This window comes from Streptomyces sp. NPDC031497, assembly GCF_055580905.1.
The window spans coordinates 196442-214391 of record NZ_JBVIKO010000001.1; the positions used below are offsets into that span (position 1 = coordinate 196442).

The window sequence follows — 17950 nt, forward strand, 5'->3', positions numbered from 1 at the left end:
CGCACCGTCGCAAACCAGCCACGCTCCCCCGCTTCACAACGTACCGACGGGTAATGCCAGTTGAAGCTGTTACTTTCCCTTCCAAGATCCCTGGATCTTGGCGCAGCTCCCCCACTCACCCACCCCGTACCGAGGCCCCCATGCTGAACTCGCCCTCCGCCGACCGCGCGGGCGGACGCCACCGCAGGAGCAGAGCGATCAATCCGGCGCTCCGCCGTGCCGCCGTCATCGCGGTGACCGCCCCCGTGGCCGGGACGATCCTGTTCGGTACGTCCGCCTTCGCCGCCGAGAAGACCGTCTCCAAGGCCTCCGCCGCCACGCTCGACCCCGCCGAGCAGAAGATCGCGGACGACCTCGGCACCCGCATCCAGGACATCCGTCTGGGCAGCACGCTGAGCGGTGTCGTCATCGACGCCGAGTCCAACAAGGTCGTATGGGGTCACGACGCGGCCACCGCGCTGATGCCCGCGTCCAACACCAAGCTGGCCACGTCGACCGCCGCGCTGACGGTCCTCGGCCCCGACCACCGCTTCACCACGAAGGTCGTCTACGGCGACGGCACCCTCACCCTGGTCGGAGGCGGGGACCGCACCCTCACCTCCGTCGACCTCGACGCGATGGCCACGACCGTCGTCGCGGGCCTGAAGAGCGCGGGCCTGACCTCGGTGAAGGTGCAGGTCGACGACAGCCTCTTCCCGGAACCCACGCTCGCCACCGGCTGGAACGACGGCTACTACCCCGACTCCATCGCCCCGGTACGGGCGTTGGTGGTCGACGGCCACCACGTCACGGACACGTCCCTGGACGCCGGTCAGACCTTCGCCAAGCTCCTCGCCGAGCAAGGTGTCACCGTCACCGGGAGCGTCACCCACGGCGTCGCCGGCACCGGAACCGTCCCCGTGGCACAGCACCAGTCCGACGCGCTGTCGGCCATCGTGGAGCACATGCTCAAGGTGAGCGACAACGATATCGCCGAGACCCTGCTGCGGACGACCGCGCTCGCCGCCGGCCGCCCGGCCACCTTCGAGGACGGCACGGCGGTCGTACGCCAGATCCTCGGCCGGTACGGCGTGTCGCTGGACAACTTCGAGGTCTACGACGGCAGCGGTCTGTCCCGCGCCAACCGCATCCCGGCACAGACCATCGCCGACCTCCTCGACCTGGCCGACGACCCCGCCAACAGCCAGACCCTGAAGTACATCGTGGACGGTCTGCCCGTCGCGGGTGAGGCGGGCTCGACGCTGGGTCCCGAGTGGGGCCGGTTCGACACCGTGGACTCCCGGTGCGCCGTCGGGAAGGTCAGCGCCAAGACGGGCACGCTCACCGGCGCGATCGCACTGAGCGGACTGACGAAGGCCGCAGACGGAGCCTGGAAGATCTTCTCCTTCATCGAGAACAACTCCACCGCCGACCCGGCCGCCACCAAGGACGCCCTGGACGGCCTCGCCGCCACGGTCAACGGCTGCTGGGCGTAGGACACGGCACGCCCTGACGGAACGGAACCCCCGCTGATCGCCTCCGTGCGTTGCCGTCGCGGCGCCGGACGGGCCGTCCCAGGGCGGCCCGTCTGGCAGGGTGACCGCCATGACAGCGCCCGTGACGGGGAAGCCACCCGCGTTCGCACAGGTCACCCGGCCCCAGGAGGCCGGCGCCGATCTCAGACGGGAGCTGGTCGACTGCTGGACAGCGGTGACCAACGCGGGCGGGGCGGTCATCGCCGCCGGTTTTCCGCTGCCGCCGGTGAGCACGCGGAACGTGGCTCCCGAGGTCGACCGCATCGTCCGCGACCTCGGTCCGCCCCACGGCCGGCTGCTCGTCGCCACCGTGGAGGGCGCGCTCGCGGGCTGGCTGCTCCTGCGCCGGGATCAGCATCCGCTCGTCGCGCACTGCGGGGTGGTCAATCACCTCCAGACGCACCCCCGTTTCCGTGGCCTCGGCATCGGTGCGGGGCTGATGCGTCGGGTGCCCGGCATCGCCCGCGACGAGATGGGCCTGGAACGGCTGGGTCTCGCCGCGCGGGGCGGTACGGGGCTCGACGTGTTCTACCGGAAGCTGGGCTGGACGGAGGTCGGGCGGTGGCCGGGGGCACTGCGCGTGGCCCCCGGTGACGACCGCGACGAGATCCTGATGAGCCTCCGTCTCTGACGCCTCGGACGGTGTCAGTCCTTGACGGCGACGAGGACGTGGCTGTCGCCGAACTGCCAGACGGGGGCGACATGACGAAAGCCCGCCTGCCGGAGCAGTTCGGCATGGCGGGCTGCTGTCAGGTCGTGGTCGCCGCCGGCCCCGCCGTGTGCGGCCATGCGCCGCTCGCGCTCGGTCAGCAGGTCGGCCAGTTCGGGCTCCGCGGCCGCCGCGCTCCACCAGGACCGCCAGTCCTCGTGCGCGTCGGAGCACGAGCGCTCGGCCCGCCGGCGGCCCACGAGTGCCGCGAGTTCGGCGCAGGGTGAGCCGGCCGCCGGGAAGTGGTCGCCGTTGACGAGGGCCCCGCCGGGGCGCAGGAGTGCGGCGAGGCGGCGGTAGGTGCGCAGCAGCGCCGGCTCGGGAAGGTAGTGCAGGGCTGTGGTCGAGACGGCCGCGTCCAGTGGGCGGTCCAGGCCGAGGGCGTCGGTCCAGCCGTCGTCGCCGATCACGGTGTCGACGTAGCGGGCGGCGCCCGCGTGGTGGGTCCGGGCGAGTTCCAGGAGCAGCGGGTCCATGTCGACGGCGACGATCTCCGCGTCCGGCAGCCGCCGGGCGAGCCGCGCCGCCAACGAGCCCGGCCCACAGCCCAGGTCCAGCAGCAGCGGCCTGGCCCGCCCGGCCGAGACATGCTCGACGACATCGGCGATCACGGTGAACCGCTCCTCGCGGTCGACGGCGTAACGCTGTTGCTGTCGCTCCCAGCGCTCCACCCAGTGCCTGGCCGTCGCCATGCTCACGCCCATCTGGCCGCGCCACCTCTTCCGTCGCTCACCTGTCGTCGATGCCGCCGAATCTACAGGTGGAAACGGTTTTCATTCGTTCCTGCGTCCTGCATTCAGTCCAGTCCGTATGCAGTCCGTATGGAGTCCGTACTCAGTCCAGTGACGCGAGTACCCGCAGCAGTCGGTCGATCTCCGCCTCCGTGTTGTACACATGCAGACTCACCCGTACCGAACCGTCCTTCGCGGTCGCCCCGGCCTGACACAGGCTGTCCGCCCGCACCATGAAGCCGTAGCTGAAAAGGATGAAGCCGAGGTCGTCGGAGGGGATGCCGTGGTGCCGGAAGGTGACGATGCCGTGGCGCCGCTGGGTGGCGGGGAGCGCGGAGCCGGCACCGAGACTGGACTGGCAGCCCAGGATCTCGTACGAGGCGAGGTGCCGCAGCCCCTCGGTGAGCCGGGCCGTGAGGGCGCCGGTCCAGCGGGCGATACGGTCCGTGCCCACCGCGCCCAGCCAGTCCAGCGCGGCCTCCAGAGAGGCGATGCCCACGGTGTTGGGCGTGCCCTGCCAGCCGCCGGGCTCGAACACCGGTCCGCGCGCGTTCCTCGCCCACACCGCCCCGGTGCCGGGCAGGGCCAGCGCCTTGTGTCCCGAGAAGACGACGAAGTCGACGTCGAGCACGGACTCGGCCACGGAGACCGGGAGATGGCCGACGCTCTGGGCCGCGTCCAGACAGATCGGCACGTCCGGGCCTACGGCCGCGCGGATGCGGTGCACGTTCATGTCGCCGCCGTACACGTGGTGGACGTGCGTGGCGGCGACGAAACGGGTGCGCGGGCCGACGACGCCGTCCAGCGCCCGGTGGTCGTAGTCGCCCGACCGCGTCTGGTACGGCAGTGCGCGCACACCGATGCCGATCCCGCGGTCGGCCAGCAGCCGTTGCGTCTCCAGCCAGGGGTCGAGGTTCGCCCGGTGATCCTCGAAGGGGACGAGTATCTCGTCGCCGTCGGTGAGATACCGGGTGAGCCAGTCCCGGGCGACGGTACGCAGCCCCTCGGTGGTCCCGCTGGTGAAGTGGACGGCGGATCGCCGCGGTTCCGGGTCGGCGAGGAACTCCTTGACCCGCTGCCGGGTCCGCTCCACCAGTTCCGTGGTCCGGTTGGCCCACGGGTAGGTGCCGCGGCCCGCGTTGGCGTTGGCCGTCGTGAGATAGGCGTGTACGGCGTCCAGCACGGCCCGGGGCTTCTGCGAGGTGGCCGCGCTGTCGAAGTAGGCCAGTTCGGGGTGGGCGGTGATGATGGGGAACTGCTCCCGCAACTCCCGCTGCCAGCCTACCGATTCGGCCTGGCGGGTCGACTCGACGCTCATTCCCGCACCAGCGGCGCACCCGCGTCCCGCCACGCGACGATCCCGCCGGCGAGGCTGCGGACGTCCGGGTGCCCCAGCCGGGTCAGCAGCGCCGCGTACCGGGCGGACTTCTCGCCCACCGGGCAGGCCAGCAGCACCGGCCGCGCCTTGCTGAAGGGCAGTCCGGCACGGACGAGTTCGTCGAAGAGCTCGTCAACGATGTTGACGGACCCCTCGATGTGCAGCGCGGCGTAGGCGTGCGGGCCGCGCAGGTCGACGACGAGCGGGCGCGGTTCGCCCGCGGTGATCCAGCGGCGCGCGCCGTCGGTGTCCACGGTCCGCGCCCCGGCCCGGACCTCGGCGTCGGTGAGGGCGGTGACGGAGTGTCCGCGGGGTGGCCTGCCCAGCAGTTCGGGGCGGCGCTGCCGTACGTAGCTCAGGTAGCTCTCGGCCCGGTCGCAGACGATGAAGACGGCCGTGTGACGCGGTGCGGAATCAGTCAACTCCGCGTCCAGGGACCGCAGATGGCGTACCGCGCCGAGGTAGGCGGCGCCGCCGGTCGGTCCGGAGAGCAGGCCGCAGCGGCGGATGAGGGTGAGCATGCCCTCGATGGCCTCCTCGGAGGTCACCGACTCGATGGTGTCGTACGTCGCCGGGTCGAACAGGCCCACCTGGTGCACCTCGTCGATGGTGCGGATACCGGGGATGAAGTCCGACTTGTCGGCGACCAGGCCGAGGACCCGTACGTCGGGGTCGTGCTCGCGCAGCACCCTGGCCACGCCGGTCGACGAACCGGCCGTGCCGACGCAGGCGATGAACCAGTCGGGGGCGCGTCCGTCCAGGTCCTTGATGATCTCCGGGCCGGTGCCGGCCGCGTGGGCCTCGGTGTTGAGCGGGTTGAAGTACTGATCGGTGTGCAGATACGTGCCTCCCGGTTCGGCCAGCGCCTGATGGAAGCGAGTCAGCGGGTCGTCCGTGTCGGTCGGGTCGAGACACTCGCTCTGCCCGGGCAGCTCCTCGATCTCGGCGCCCAGCAGCAGGAGCAGTTCCCTGATCTCCGGTACCCGCATCCGGTTGGTGACGCTCTTGAAGCGCAGGCCGTGCATCCCGGCGAGGAGGGCGAGGGCCTTGGCGGTGTTGCCGCTGGAGAGCTCCACGACCGTCTCGCCGTTCCCGGCGGCGGCTTCGAGCAGCGGGCGGGCCATGTTCCAGGCGGGCCGGTCCTTGACCGAGCCGAAGGGGTTGAGCATCTCCAGTTTCGCGTACAGGTCGATGCGGCGCAGGCCGTGCACGGCCGGGTCGATGCGTACCAGCGGTGTGTTGCCGATGGCCTCCGTGATGCTGTCGTACCTCATGACCAGGCTCCCCCGGGATGTGTGATCGGCCAGTACTCCTCGTCCAGGCACCAGCGCCAGGAGTCCCCCTCTCGTACGACGGCCACGGTCCTGGCGACCGGCTGCCGTTGTGCGTGATGGGCGTGGAAGTCCATCGCGTACCCCGCGGTGTTGGCGAAGGCCAGCAGGTCCCCGGCGCGCGGCAGCCGGGGCAGGAAGACCGTGCGGCGCGTGATCAGATCGGCCTCCAGGCAGAGATTGCCGACGAGATGCACGCCCACCGGGTCCTCGCCGGCATCCGGTTCCGCTCCCGGGCGAGGCAGGAGTACCGGATCGACGAGCACCCCGTGCTCCTCCAGACTCACGTCCCCGGCGTTCATGCCGAGACGCACCAGATACTCACCCGAGCCCGAAGTCCCCTCAGTACGCCGTACGTCCAGGACGCGCGCCAGGGAGAGCCCGCACTGGTCGACCAGGGCCCGGCCCGGTTCGGTGTACAGGTCGTACAGGTGCTCCAGGAGCAGGGTGGCCGACGAACGGCCCAGGGTGGGCGCGGGCAGGGAGAGGAGTTCGTCGAGGTAGCCGGGGCCGGCGGTGGGGCGGTGCGCCGGATAGAGGGCGGCCGTCCCGCGTACCGTGCCGCCCTCGTTGCGCAGTCCGTAGCCGTGGCCGCGCCAGGTCAGCGGCGGGCGGGCACCGAGCACCGCCTCGGTCAGCGCGGTGGTGTAGCGCTCCCACTCGCCGGCGTCGGCGACGTAACCGGTTCCGAAGCCGCCGCCGATGTCGAGGGCGCGCGGTGACAGGCCCCGGGCCCGGCACTCGTCCATGACCTTCACGCAGCGCTCCAGGGCGCGGGTCTTCTCCGCCTGGGCGGTGGTGTCCAGGTGGTAGGCGATGCCCGTCAACTCGACGGCGTCGCGGTGCCGTTCGACGGCGGAGAGCAGTTCGGCGACGTCCCCGGCCGGCGAGCCGAAGCGGCTGCGCCGCGAGAGCACGCGCATGCCCTGGAGCTCCCGACCGGACTCGAACTCGGAGAGCCGCAGCAGGACGTCGACGCGTGGCAGGTCGTACTTCCTCACCAGTTCGGCCAGTTGGTCGAGTTCGTGGCGGGAGTCGAGGTTCACCGTCACCCCGGTGCGGGCGGCCAGCCACAGGAGCTCCGGGGTCTTGGGGCCGGTGGCCATGATCCGGTCCGGGGTGAAGCCGCAGCCCAGGGCGTGCCGCAGCTCCCCCAGGGAGGCGACGTCGATGCCGACCCCGGCCGGGTCCTCCGCCGCCAGCCGCCGCACCAGCGCGCTGGACCGGTTCGCCTTGTGCGCGAAGTACACGCGCCCAGCGAGGTGGTGCGCGCGGCAGACGGCCCGGAACCGCTCGGCGTTCTCGGCGATCCGGTCCGGGAGCAGCACGTTGAGCGGGGAACCGAGCGCGTCGACGAGCGAGTGCAGGAACGGTCCGGCGTCCAGCAGCGAGCTGAGCGGGGGTTCCAGTCGTGGTCGCAGATACAGGGGCACTCCCACGACAGGCACCTTCCCTTTCGGCCCGCATCGGCCGAGCGGCTCCGACGACCGTTCGGGCGTAATCATTTCCGCCTACAACCGTCATTAAGCGCTCAGGATCGGACACCTCATGACAGCCGCGGCGACACCCTCGAACCACACACGCAAGACGTAAAACGACAGGTATTGCCACCCGCACATGCCCGCACGCGGCGACCGCGACGGAGTCCGCCGCACGCGGAGCCGCCACGTCAAGCCTTGGCAACGATTTTCATATCTATTAGATCCAGCCATGGTGCTGACATTCATTTCCATCTAGCGTGGCGGGGGTCCGGCTTCGACCGGCTGTTCCCACCCCTGCGAAGAATCCCGCTCCAACCCGTCGTGGAGGACCCATGCCCTCGTCCCCGTCCCGCAGCCTGGCGCTCCTGGCCGGCGCCTCCCTGGCCCTCCTGGCCGGCTGCGGCAGCTCGTCGGACTCCGCAAGCGACGGGAGTTCCGCGTCGGACCCGGCCTCCTCGTCCAGGATTCCGGTGGTCGCCTCGACGAACGTCTACGGCGACATCGTCGAGCGGATAGGCGGCGACCATGTCGACGTCACCTCGATCATCAGCGACCCCGACCAGGACCCGCACTCCTACGAGGCCGACACCCAGAACCAGTTGACCCTGTCCAAGGCGAAGGTCGTCGTCGAGAACGGCGGGGGCTACGACGACTTCGTCGACCGCATGCTGAGGAGCAGCGGCTCCGCCGCCCAGGTGATCAACGCCGTCGAGGTCTCCGGGAAGACCGCCCCGAAGGGCGGCGAGCTCAACGAGCACGTCTGGTACGACTTCCCCACCGTCGCCAAGATCGCCGACAGCATCGCCACCGCCCTGGGCAAGGCCGATGCCGCCGACGCCGCGGCCTTCACCAGGAACGCCGAGGCCTTCAAGGCGAAGCTCACCCCGCTGGAGACGAAGGAAGCGCAGATCAAGAAGGAACACGGCGGTGCCGGTATCGGCATCACCGAGCCGGTCCCGCTGTACATGACCGAGGCGAGCGGCCTGGTCGACAGGACGCCCGCGGAGTTCAGCGAGGCCGTCGAGGAAGGCAGCGACGTCTCTCCGAAGATCCTCCAGGAGACCCTGGCCCTGTACAGCGGCAAGCGGGTCAGGGCGCTGGTCTACAACGCGCAGACCTCCGGTCCGCAGACGGAGAAGGTCGAGAACGCGGCCAAGGCGGCCGGCGTCGCCGTCGTGCCCGTGACCGAGACGCTGCCCAAGGACCAGGACTACCTCGGCTGGATGACGTCGAACGTCGACGCGCTCGCGAGCGCGCTGGCCGAGTGAGGCGCGCGGACGTGACACCCGTACCCCAGTCCCGCCGGGGCGACACCGAGGCCGGCGGCAGCGGCACCGCACCGGTGCTCAGCCTCCGCGCGGCCGCCGTGTCCTACGGCGAGCGGGTGGTCTGGCAGGGCCTCGATCTCGACGTACGGCCAGGGGAGTTCCTCGCCGTGCTCGGGCCGAACGGGTCGGGCAAGACCAGCCTCGTCCGAGCCCTGCTGGGCCGGCAGCCGCTGTCCGCCGGAACGCTGACGGTCCTCGGCCGGCCCGCACACCAGGGCGGCCGGCACATCGGGTACGTCCCGCAGCAGGCTGCCCTGTCCGCGCAGGCGATGCTGCGTGCCCGCGACCTCGTGCGGTTCGGGATCGACGGGCACCGCTTCGGGCCGAGGCCGCGCCCGGGTGCCGTCCGCCGCCAAGTGGACGGGATCCTGACGGCGGTCGGGGCGTCGGCGTACGCCGATGTCCCGCTCGGCCTGCTGTCCGGAGGCGAGCGCCAGCGCGTGCGCATCGGGCAGGCCCTGGCGACCGATCCGCGGATCCTGCTGTGCGACGAGCCGCTGCTCTCCCTCGACCTGAACCACCAGCGGGCCGTCACCGAACTGGTGGACGCCCGGCGCCGTTCCCACGGCACGGCGGTGGTCTTCGTCACCCACGAGATCAACCCGGTCCTCGGGCTGGTGGACCGGGTGCTGTACCTGGCCCGGGGCGGCCACCGGACCGGGACACCGCAGGAGGTCCTGACGTCGGCATCGCTGTCCCGGCTGTACGGCACCCAGGTGGACGTCGTCCGCGTGCACGGCCGGGTCGTGGTCGTCGGAGCACCCGACGAGGCCGCCGCACCGCCGCATCACCCCGCCCGGGAAGCCCACCGGACCGACGGAGTCCGCTCATGACGCTCGCCGACGGGATCTGGCAGCAGGTCTTCGGCTTCGAGAACTACGGCGAACTGCTGGCGCTGGTCCGCAACTCCCTGATCGCCGGTGCCGCGCTCGGCCTGGTCGGCGGCCTGGCCGGGGTCTTCGTCATCATGCGTGACCTGCCCTTCGCGGTGCACGGCATCAGCGAGCTGTCCTTCGCGGGTGCGTCGGCGGCGCTGCTGACGGGGGTCGACGTCGTGGCGGGCTCGATCGCCGGCTCACTCGTCGCGGCCGGCGCGATCGGCATCCTCGGAGCGCGCGCCCGGGACCGCAACTCGGCCATCGGCATCCTGATGCCCTTCGGCCTCGGCCTCGGCGTACTCTTCCTCGCCCTCTACAAAGGCCGGGCGGCCAACAAGTTCGGCCTCCTCACCGGGCAGATCGTCGCCGTCGACACCCCGCAGACGAAGTGGCTGCTCGGCACCTCCGCCCTCGTCCTCATCGTCCTCGCGGTCATCTGGCGCCCGCTGGCCTTCGCCAGTGCCGACCCGGAGGTCGCCGAGGCCCGCGGGGTGCCGGTGCGGGGGCTGTCCTTCGTCTTCATGCTCGTGCTCGGTCTGACGGTCGCCCTGTCCGTGCAGGTCGTCGGCGCCCTGCTGGTCCTCACCCTCGTCGTCACGCCGGCGGCCGCCGCCGCCCGCGTCACCGCCTCACCGGTTCTGCTCCCGCTGCTCAGCGTGGCCTTCGCCGTGGTCTCGATCGAGGGCGGGATCCTGCTCGCCCTGGGCAGCAGCATCCCCATCAGCCCCTACGTGACGACCATCTCGTTCACCGTCTACGTCGTCTGCCGGCTGGTGGGCGGCCACCGCAGCCGACGGCGGGGGGCCAGGAGGTCAGCCCCGCACCCCGCGTGAACCCACGAGAGCCGGCCGACCTCCCGCAAGGGGCGGGCGGCGAGTGATCATTGTCTCGTGATCCAGCCCGGCCTCGCGGGCTGTTTCGACCCTCCGACGCCGCCTCGGCAACCGGTTGCTCTCTGAGTCGTTGAGTTCCCGGGGCTCCGGGACCGGCTCCGGAGAGGCCGGCACCCGCTCGGGCAACGTGTGCTGTTTGCGACACGTGTGGGGATACAAGGGGCCGCCGTTCAAGGGGAGGTAGTGTGTTCGAGGCTCGAACGGTCCTCCGCGAGAACCGCGGTGGCAACCGCGATGGGCAAGTCACCCGTCTGAGCCGCCTGCACGCGACCTCTGAAGATGGAGCCGATGAACGTGTCGACCGGCGGCAGACGACTGCGCAGCCGCGCCGCCATAGCAGCCTTCGTCTGTGCGATCACCCTGTTACCCGGCCCGAGTTACGCGGCCCCGGGCACACCCGATCCACAGGACGACCAGTCGATCGAGCACATCCACAACGAGCTGAACGGCCTCTACCGCGAGGCGGAGGTGGCCACCGAGGCGTACAACACCGCGGACGTGAAGGCGACCGAGCAGGAGAAGCGGCTGACGTCGCTGCGCAAGGACCTGGCCCGCACCGAGGGCCGGCTGGACGATCTGCACGACCTCGTGGGTGCGGCCGCCCGGACGCAGTACCGCGGCGGCAATCTCGACTCCACGGGCATCCAGTTGCTGCTCGGCGACCACCCCGATCAGGCTCTGAACGACGCCTCCCAGGCCCGGCAGGCCCTGCGGAGTCTGGTCAATGTCTCCGCGAGCCAGCGGAGCGCCCGCGCGGAGCTGGACCGGCAGACCGACGCCGCCGCGGAGAAGCTGCGGGAGCTGAGGAGCAGCCGCGCGAAGAAGGCCGAGGCGAAGGGGAAGATCGAGAAGAAGATCGCCGAGGCCGAGCAGATCGAGGCGGGACTCAAGAAGGAACAGACCCGCAAACTGGCCCAGTTGGAGAAGGAGGAGACGCAGCAGGCCAAGTCCCGGTGGACGGGGCCCGATTCGGGCGGCACCTCGACCGGTTCCGGCTCGGGCGGCGCCCGGACGAAGGCGAGCGGGGCGGCCGCGAAGGCCGTCGACTTCGCGATGGCGCAGATAGGCAAACCGTATGTGTGGGGCGCCGTGGGGCCCTCGTCGTACGACTGCTCGGGACTCACCTCCACGGCGTGGGCGGCTGCCGGGCACCCCATACCCCGTACCTCGCAGGCGCAGTGGCAGGGGCTGACCCGGGTCAGCCTGGCCTCCGTGCGGCCCGGAGACCTGATCATCTACTACGACGCCACGCACGTGGGCATGTACATAGGCGGCGGGCAGGTCGTCCACGCCCCGCGGCCCGGCCGCACGGTCACGATCGCCCCGGCCGCCTCCATGCCCATCGTCGGTGTCGTCCGACCCGGAGTCTGAACGGATGACCTACTCGCTGACCCCCCGTAACGAGGGAAACCTGCCCGCGCTCAGCGCACCGCCGCTGATCCGGCTCGACGCCTATGTGGCCGAGGACGGGTCGACGGTGGTCAACGGCCATCTGCTGGAGATGGGCGGCACGCGGCCCCCCAACGAGGCGATACTCGACGCCATCGCCATGTTCGCCCGCACCCTGCGGGCTCCGGTGGCGGCCACCGTCATCGACCGCACCGTGCAACAGGTGGCCCGCCTGCGGGTGTACCCCGACGGCTCCAGCCGGACCATCGCCGACGAGGAGGACCTGCCGCCCGGGCGCGAGCGTACGGCCGCGGAGGAGGAGTCGTTCCCGCCGCTGGCCCGCGTCGAGCGGATCATCCAGCACGCGCAGCGCGAGGAGCTGCACGCCGCGTTCGTCCTCGCCAGCGCGCTGCGGGAGCACCTCACACTGCGCAGGGGCGCGGAGGACGAACTCTCGCTGGAGGCGCGGGCGATCGAGGCGTACCTCGCGTATCAGCGCGGCGACTACATGCTCTCCACCGTCCTCGCGCTGACCGTCGCACGCATCCGCTGCCGCACCGATCTGAACCGGGCGGCGCCCGAGGTGGCCCGCGCCACCGCGGCGTGGCAGCGGCTGATCGACGAGGGCCAGGTGGCCACCCGGGGACAGGAGTTGCTGCACATGTGGGAGCACCTGTCGTCGGAGGGCCTGCTGCTGGAACCGTCCCACCAGGCCATGGCCCAGGCCGTCCGGGGCCGGCTCGAACGGCACGGCCGGTCCGTGCCGGCCCCGGCCACGGCGCCGGCCCTGACCGCGGGCCAGAACCCGATCGCCCCCGAGGACCAGCCGCTCAGGCCCACGCGACGGGGCCTGCGACGTTTCACCCGCCGACCCGGCCGGTCCACCGAGCCGTCGCCCTAGGCCGGAGCGGCGACGCGCTGCCGAGGGTGCCGTCCGGCTCCGCGGAGAGCGAGGTCCGCGGAGCCGGCATCCGGGACGGCTGTCGGGGGGACGGCGAGCCGCCCGGCTGGCCAACGCTCGGCGGTTCCCCAACCCGGGCGATCCGCTGGGACCTGATTGCCCAGCAGTACGACCAGATGATCAAGTACGCCACCGCCCTGCGCCTGGGCACCGCCGAGGCGGAACAGGTGCTGCGGCGCTTCACCCGCGGCGGCCCCAACCACCCGCCCTACCAGGCCCTCGAAGAGCTGGGCCGCGCGGTGCGCACGATCTTCGCGTGTGACTACCTGAGCGAGCGAGCCGAGGCGGACCCCGCCACCCGCTGAGCAGAATGATCACTCTCCCAATTAGTAGACAGTGTCTACGAATGCACGGTAGACACTGTCTATGACTGATGAGAGCTCCCTTCGGGAGCGGTTGATCGATGTCGGGGTCGACCTTGTGCTGACCGAGGGCTCCGCGTCCGTTGGTCTGCGGGAAATAGCCCGTCGAGCGGGGGTTTCGCACGGGGCGCCGCGTCGGTACTTCCCCACGCACCACGCGCTGCTCTCGGCTATCGGCCGTCGCGGCTTCGAGGACCTCGCAGCCATGTTCGAGGCCGCGGTCGTCGGCACGACCACACCGCGCGGCCAGCTGGAGGCCCTCGCTCGGGCGTACGTCGGGTACGCGCTGGAACGCCGCGGCATGTTCGAGCTCATGTGGCGGCATGACCTGCTCGACGGCGCGGCGCAGGCATCGGACCAACCGAGGCTGCGCGAGTCGACCCTCCCGCTGTTCGGGCACTTCACCGGACTTGTCGCCCGATGCCAATCGGAGCGGGATGCCGCGCGACGCGCCGACGGGCCGAACGAGGCCGGACCTCCGCCTGAGGTGACTGCCGCCGCCCTGTGGTCGAACCTGCACGGCATGGCCCAGCTGTGGGCCTGGGGCAGTTTGCAACTCGCCCTCGGCGCCCCACCGCTGGACGGCGCCCCCGACGACAACCAACGCGACCGGCTCATCGCGGCAGTTCTGGACGCCCACCTCGGCCCGGTGACCTCATGACCGCACCCGCACAGCGGCAGATTGCACTTCTGGTCAGCGTGGTCGGCGCGGTGATCGTCGCACTGGACGGAACCATCCTGCTCATGGCGCAGCCCGGCATGCAGCGTGATCTCGGCGCAAGCGTGGCGCAGATCCAGTGGACGAGCACCGGCTATCTGGTCGCCGTGGCCGCGTTACTCGTGATCGCCGGGCGCCTCGGGGACCGGTACGGGCACCCGCGCCTGCTGTTCGTCGGCGTCCTCGGTTTCGGGGCTGCCTCGGCCGGGATCGCGCTCGCGCCGACCGTCGGCTGGGTGATCGTCCTGCGCGCGGTGCAGGGCGGGTTCGCCGCGTTCCTGCAACCTGCGACGCTCGCGCTGCTACGGCTGGCGTATCCCGCGGACCGGCTCAGCAAGCCGATCGCCATCCGCACCAGTGCGATCGCGGTGGCGGCAGGGTCCGGTCCGCTCCTGGGCGGTGTTCTCGTGGCTCATCTGGGATGGCGCGCCGTCTTCTGGGTCAACGTGCCCCTCGCGTTCGTCATCGCCGTCCTCGCCCTCGCCGTACGGACGTCGGCACCTCAACGTGGCAACTCTCCACGGCTCAACCTCACCAGCGCGGGCCTGCTAGCGGGCGCGCTCGCAATCCTGGTCCACGCCTTGGCCGACGTACCCGCGCGGGGGTGGACCGCCGCGCCGACGCTGCTCAAATTCCTCGCCGTCATCGGCATCGCAACGGTGCTCGCCTGCCACGAACGCCGCACCACGCACCCGATCGTTCCACCAGCCGTAGCGCGGTCCGTACCGGTGACGGCGTCGATGGCGATCCTGCTGGTCACCACCGCCGGCCTGTTCGGCGCGCTGTTCAGGGCCACCTTCTACCTCCAGGACGTACTTCGACTCGACCCACTCGACAGCGGTCTGCGCGTGCTCCCGCTGACCGTGCTCATGGTCCTCGGCTCACCCGCCGCGGTCGCCGCACTGCGCCGGTACGGTGCGCGCCGCACCGCGATCGCCGGTACGTTCCTCGTCGTGGTCGGCATCGCGGAGCTGTCCCGGCTCGGTCCCGCCAGCACATGGATGGCCATGGCTGCAGCCTTCGCCGCCATCGGTGCCGGGTTCGCCACCGTGATGGTCACCGCCACCGGCACCGTCGTCGGTGACGCGCCGCCCGGGTACGCCGGGGTCGTCAGCGGGCTCAAGCAGACCGCCATGAACATCGGGCCGACCTTCGGCATCGCCGTCGCGGCCAGCGCAACCGGCACCGCTGCTTCAACCATGAGCTCCACTCTGCTGATCCTGGCCGCACTCGCCGCTCTCGGCCTGCTGCCCGCGTCGCGGCTGCCCCGGCGCCCGGCCTACCAGGAAGGAGACGACGCGACCGCCTCACGCCCGGCGCAAGCGCCAACACCACAGGCGGCACCCGCTCGACACCCAAACAGTTGAGCAACCGCCGAAGACACCCAGGCTGATCCCGTCATATATCAGACCGATCTTCAGTGTCGGCAAACGATCGTCTGCCGACACTTAGGGACGTGATCACGAACCCGCAGGTGGGTAGTGTCGGAAATTCGCGCCGGAAAACAAGGTCGGTGAGCGGTGCACCCGATAGATTCCCACACAAGCTCATCGGCTACGCGCGGGTCTCGACCGCCGACCAGAACCCCGATCATCAGATCGACGCCCTGCTGCGGGCCGGCGTCGACCGCGACAACATCCACGTCGACACCGCGAGCGGCGCGAAGGCGTCCCGACCGAAGCTCGCCCTCGTGCTCCAGTTGTTGCGCGAGGGCGACACGTTGAAGGTCACCCGGCTCGACCGGCTCTCCCGCTCCGTGCTCCACCTGGTGACGCTCGGCGCCGACCCGCGCGAGCGCGGCAGCGGGCTGCACGTGATCGAGCAGGGCATCGATACGCCCACGAGGGAGGGGCGGGCGATGTTCGGGATGCTGTCCGTGCCGGCCGAGCTCCGGCGCGAACTGTTCGGCGTGCCGCGGTCGACGGCGTACGGACACCTTGACAAGACCAAGACCGTGCCCCGCCAACCCAAGAAGACCGCGGTCGCGAAGTCCTGATGGCTACTTTGCGGCTGGTGCCTGAGCTAGGACTCCGGGGCCGTCGACGGTGGTCCAGGTGTGCGTGTCGCCCGTCGGCGCGACCCGGCCGAACACGCCGTGCGGGAAGTGCCCGGCGGCGATCCGTGTCCGGCCGCTTCGGCACGCGGTCGCGCACGGCTTCGGCCCGGACCGGATCGACGTCCGAGGAGAACGAGAGGTTCGGGTCGGCGATCTCCACCGGGGCATGGCGGATGTCTCCCGCGAGGAACACCGATTCCACACCGGCGCCTGACGGGTCGCGTACGACGACCGTCAGGTGAGCAACGTCGTTGACTTGACGAGACCCACCGCCCCGCGGTCCCGGCCACCGGTCCGTCATCGTCGGCCGAGCACTGGTCGTAGAGCCGTGACTCAGCTCGCCATCTGATGCGTACGTCACATTCCCTGTCTTTGGGAAACCCCTTGATACGCCATCGCGTATACATCATGTGATTGACGCTTCAACAGAATTGAACCCGGATCAGAGCCACCGGACCCTGCCGGCTGGTGATCCACTCACCGTCGTGACACAGGAGCGCACATGTCTCAATCACCCATCGAAGTGTTCGCCAGACTGAACCAGGTGGATGTCCCCGATCGCATGCCGCCCCTGTTTGATACTGCGTGTGTACTTGGTGGCAGCGTCGCCGGCCTCTTGGCCGCGCGGGTTCTGGCTGACCACGCCCGGACGGTCCTGATCGTCGAGCGCGACCAGGTGAATGTGGAGGGACGGCCCCGTGCCGGCGTCCCTCAGGATCAGCAGGGGCATGCACTGCTGCCGGGAGGACTCGCACAGATCGAGCGCTGGCTTCCGGGCTTCACAAAGGAGGCGCAGGATCTGGGCGCGATTCTGTCCGGGCCTGATCAGCAGGCAGTGTATCTGGACGGTCACGAGCAGTCGCGCAGCGGCTTCGCCTCGATGCTCACGGCTACCCGGGCCTTCCTGGAGTCCCGGATTCGCAGCCGCGTTCTCGACCTGCCCAATGTGTCCACCCTCTCGGCACGGGCAACCGGCCTCGAGTTCCGCGACGACGCGGTGAGCGCTGTTCGGTACGTGGCGGACGGTGTCGAGGACGTGCTGAGCGTCGACTTCGTGGTGGACGCCATGGGCCGTGCCAGCAAACTGTCGGACTGGGTCGAGCAGGGCGGCTACGACCGGCCGAGGCTGGAACGGGTGCGTACCGGCATCAACTACGCGACCGCGTACTTCCATCGGTCCGCCGCGGCCGACGAACTGGACCTGGCCTGCGCGCTCGCGCAGTTCCCTCCGCCGTCGGAGCCCGACGGCGTGGCGGTGGGCGGGGCCATCGCGATCGAGGGCGATCAGTGGATGGTGATGCTGATGGCCTACGGGGAAAATCGACCGTCCACGTCGACCGAGGCGTTCCGGTCCGCTTGCGCGAAGATGCCGCCGGTCTTCAAAGAGGCGGCCGGCGGTCGCGTCACCCGCGAGATCCTGACCTACCACCAGGAGGACAGCCGTCGCCGCGACTTCACGGGCCTTTCGCGCTTCCCTGCCCGCCTGGTCAGTGTGGGCGACGCGGTGGTCTCCTACAACCCCGTGTACGGGCAGGGTATTTCGTCAGCGGCGCTGCACGCGTCCTGTCTCTCGGACTACCTGGTCGGCAACCCGGTACTCGCCACTCCCGCCACGGAGTTCTTCGCCCTGCAAAAGGTCGTCGTGGACGCGGCGTGGACCCTGTCGGCCGGCGGGGACGCCGCCCGACGGGACGCGATCGAAGGCGTCGAGGTACCCGAAGACGTACAACGTCAGCGTTGGGCCATGGACCAGTTGATCCGGGCCACGCTTGTCGACGAGACCATCGCCAAAGCGTTCAACGCCGTGCAGTACATGTTTGCCCATCCCTTCACCTTGGGTGACCCCGCACTGATCGAACGAGCAGTCGCCGCGAACCAGAGCGCGTCCGCGACTTCCTGAATCACACGGGGGGCGCCGCGTGGGGGAGGTCTCGTCAACACTCCGCCACGCGGCGACCGGGCTGCTGTCCACCCCGGCGAATCGTGCCGACGAGCTCGGCGATTCCTGTCGGGGGCAGGATTCCGGTCGCGGTGGTGACGGTGTCGGCGGCGGTGGTGGGGAGTTCGCCCACCCGCCGCTGCGGCTCGTGGTCCTGGTCGAGTGTGGCACGCACCCGTGCCGTGTCGGCCGCCGCGTTCGGCCCCGAGAGTGACGGCGAAGTATGTCCCCAATTGCTAGCATGCGATTGCTTCGTCAAGCACTTACAGCGGGACCTTCCCG

Annotated in this window: 16 protein-coding genes and 1 pseudogene; 12 read left to right on the forward strand and 5 right to left on the reverse strand. The window is 70.5% G+C overall.

Annotated features, from left to right (window positions below; all coding sequences use genetic code 11):
• Nucleotides 1–140 precede the first annotated feature (140 nt).
• Both dacB and ACZ5K7_RS00975 read left to right on the forward strand, forming a co-directional pair.
• Nucleotides 141–1475: a D-alanyl-D-alanine carboxypeptidase/D-alanyl-D-alanine endopeptidase gene (gene dacB, locus ACZ5K7_RS00970; RefSeq protein WP_468908993.1), complete on the forward strand. Its 1335-nt coding sequence runs from the start codon at nt 141–143 to the stop codon at nt 1473–1475.
• Between the two features lie 109 nt (nt 1476–1584).
• Nucleotides 1585–2145, forward strand: coding sequence for a GNAT family N-acetyltransferase (locus ACZ5K7_RS00975; RefSeq protein WP_468908996.1), 561 nt, complete (start codon nt 1585–1587; stop codon nt 2143–2145).
• 14 nt (nt 2146–2159) lie between these two features.
• Here the strand turns inward: ACZ5K7_RS00975 and ACZ5K7_RS00980 are convergent, their stop codons facing one another.
• The 4 genes from ACZ5K7_RS00980 to ACZ5K7_RS00995 form a co-directional block, all read right to left on the reverse strand.
• A complete protein-coding gene (locus ACZ5K7_RS00980) occupies nt 2160–2927 on the reverse strand; it encodes a class I SAM-dependent methyltransferase (protein ID WP_351697797.1) in 768 nt (255 codons plus the stop codon).
• Nucleotides 2928–3057: 130 nt separating this feature from the next.
• A complete protein-coding gene (locus ACZ5K7_RS00985; RefSeq protein ID WP_468909000.1) occupies nt 3058–4272 on the reverse strand; it encodes an aminotransferase class V-fold PLP-dependent enzyme in 1215 nt (404 codons plus the stop codon).
• Nucleotides 4269–5606 carry a pyridoxal-phosphate dependent enzyme gene (locus ACZ5K7_RS00990; RefSeq protein WP_468909003.1) on the reverse strand — a complete coding sequence of 446 codons (1338 nt, stop codon included), beginning with the start codon at nt 5604–5606 and terminating at the stop codon, nt 4269–4271. The genes ACZ5K7_RS00985 and ACZ5K7_RS00990 overlap by 4 nt, the downstream gene beginning before the upstream one ends.
• Nucleotides 5603–7072: a Y4yA family PLP-dependent enzyme gene (locus ACZ5K7_RS00995; protein WP_468909840.1), complete on the reverse strand. Its 1470-nt coding sequence runs from the start codon at nt 7070–7072 to the stop codon at nt 5603–5605. Before ACZ5K7_RS00995 ends, ACZ5K7_RS00990 begins: the two co-directional genes overlap by 4 nt.
• Nucleotides 7073–7476: 404 nt before the next feature.
• Here ACZ5K7_RS00995 and ACZ5K7_RS01000 point away from each other — a divergent pair, with 404 nt between their 5' ends.
• From ACZ5K7_RS01000 to ACZ5K7_RS01045, 10 genes and pseudogenes are all read left to right on the forward strand, one after another.
• Entirely contained in the window at nt 7477–8412 is a 936-nt protein-coding gene (locus ACZ5K7_RS01000; protein ID WP_468909005.1) for a metal ABC transporter solute-binding protein, Zn/Mn family, read from the forward strand.
• A gap of 74 nt (nt 8413–8486) precedes the next feature.
• Nucleotides 8487–9305: a metal ABC transporter ATP-binding protein gene (locus tag ACZ5K7_RS01005; protein ID WP_351698168.1), complete on the forward strand. Its 819-nt coding sequence runs from the start codon at nt 8487–8489 to the stop codon at nt 9303–9305.
• Nucleotides 9302–10183 (forward strand): metal ABC transporter permease, encoded by an 882-nt coding sequence (locus ACZ5K7_RS01010; protein WP_468909008.1) that lies wholly within the window; start codon nt 9302–9304, stop codon nt 10181–10183. Before ACZ5K7_RS01005 ends, ACZ5K7_RS01010 begins: the two co-directional genes overlap by 4 nt.
• A gap of 348 nt (nt 10184–10531) precedes the next feature.
• Nucleotides 10532–11614, forward strand: a complete 1083-nt coding sequence (locus ACZ5K7_RS01015) for a C40 family peptidase (protein WP_468909011.1) — start codon at nt 10532–10534, stop codon at nt 11612–11614.
• A 4-nt stretch (nt 11615–11618) separates the two neighbouring features.
• A complete protein-coding gene (locus ACZ5K7_RS01020; RefSeq protein ID WP_351697776.1) occupies nt 11619–12533 on the forward strand; it encodes a hypothetical protein in 915 nt (304 codons plus the stop codon).
• A 125-nt stretch (nt 12534–12658) separates the two neighbouring features.
• Nucleotides 12659–12862, forward strand: a pseudogene (locus tag ACZ5K7_RS01025) (Tn3 family transposase); the annotation flags it as partial.
• 97 nt (nt 12863–12959) lie between these two features.
• The gene (locus ACZ5K7_RS01030; RefSeq protein WP_468909014.1) at nt 12960–13616 is read left to right on the forward strand and encodes a TetR/AcrR family transcriptional regulator; all 657 of its coding nucleotides are present in this window, start codon (nt 12960–12962) and stop codon (nt 13614–13616) included.
• On the forward strand, nt 13613–15040 hold the full coding sequence (locus tag ACZ5K7_RS01035; RefSeq protein WP_468909016.1) for an MFS transporter: 1428 nt from the start codon (nt 13613–13615) through the stop codon (nt 15038–15040). Before ACZ5K7_RS01030 ends, ACZ5K7_RS01035 begins: the two co-directional genes overlap by 4 nt.
• A 146-nt stretch (nt 15041–15186) precedes the next feature.
• A complete protein-coding gene (locus ACZ5K7_RS01040) occupies nt 15187–15669 on the forward strand; it encodes a recombinase family protein (RefSeq protein WP_468909019.1) in 483 nt (160 codons plus the stop codon).
• A 562-nt stretch (nt 15670–16231) separates the two neighbouring features.
• A complete protein-coding gene (locus tag ACZ5K7_RS01045) occupies nt 16232–17629 on the forward strand; it encodes an FAD-dependent oxidoreductase (RefSeq protein WP_468909022.1) in 1398 nt (465 codons plus the stop codon).
• Between the two features lie 34 nt (nt 17630–17663).
• Here the strand turns inward: ACZ5K7_RS01045 and ACZ5K7_RS01050 are convergent, their stop codons facing one another.
• Entirely contained in the window at nt 17664–17843 is a 180-nt protein-coding gene (locus ACZ5K7_RS01050) for a hypothetical protein (protein ID WP_468909025.1), read from the reverse strand.
• Nucleotides 17844–17950 lie beyond the last annotated feature (107 nt).

What these genes read in the sequence shown, in the direction of transcription:
- dacB (WP_468908993.1), top strand. Translation starts at nt 141, where the DNA reads ATGCTGAACTCGCCCTCCGCCGACCGCGCGGGCGGACGCCACCGCAGG.
- ACZ5K7_RS00975 (WP_468908996.1), top strand. Translation starts at nt 1,585, where the DNA reads ATGACAGCGCCCGTGACGGGGAAGCCACCCGCGTTCGCACAGGTCACC.
- ACZ5K7_RS00980 (WP_351697797.1), bottom strand. Translation starts at nt 2,927, where the DNA reads ATGGGCGTGAGCATGGCGACGGCCAGGCACTGGGTGGAGCGCTGGGAG.
- ACZ5K7_RS00985 (WP_468909000.1), bottom strand. Translation starts at nt 4,272, where the DNA reads ATGAGCGTCGAGTCGACCCGCCAGGCCGAATCGGTAGGCTGGCAGCGG.
- ACZ5K7_RS00990 (WP_468909003.1), bottom strand. Translation starts at nt 5,606, where the DNA reads ATGAGGTACGACAGCATCACGGAGGCCATCGGCAACACACCGCTGGTA.
- ACZ5K7_RS01000 (WP_468909005.1), top strand. Translation starts at nt 7,477, where the DNA reads ATGCCCTCGTCCCCGTCCCGCAGCCTGGCGCTCCTGGCCGGCGCCTCC.
- ACZ5K7_RS01010 (WP_468909008.1), top strand. Translation starts at nt 9,302, where the DNA reads ATGACGCTCGCCGACGGGATCTGGCAGCAGGTCTTCGGCTTCGAGAAC.
- ACZ5K7_RS01015 (WP_468909011.1), top strand. Translation starts at nt 10,532, where the DNA reads ATGAACGTGTCGACCGGCGGCAGACGACTGCGCAGCCGCGCCGCCATA.
- ACZ5K7_RS01020 (WP_351697776.1), top strand. Translation starts at nt 11,619, where the DNA reads ATGACCTACTCGCTGACCCCCCGTAACGAGGGAAACCTGCCCGCGCTC.
- ACZ5K7_RS01030 (WP_468909014.1), top strand. Translation starts at nt 12,960, where the DNA reads ATGACTGATGAGAGCTCCCTTCGGGAGCGGTTGATCGATGTCGGGGTC.
- ACZ5K7_RS01035 (WP_468909016.1), top strand. Translation starts at nt 13,613, where the DNA reads ATGACCGCACCCGCACAGCGGCAGATTGCACTTCTGGTCAGCGTGGTC.
- ACZ5K7_RS01045 (WP_468909022.1), top strand. Translation starts at nt 16,232, where the DNA reads ATGTCTCAATCACCCATCGAAGTGTTCGCCAGACTGAACCAGGTGGAT.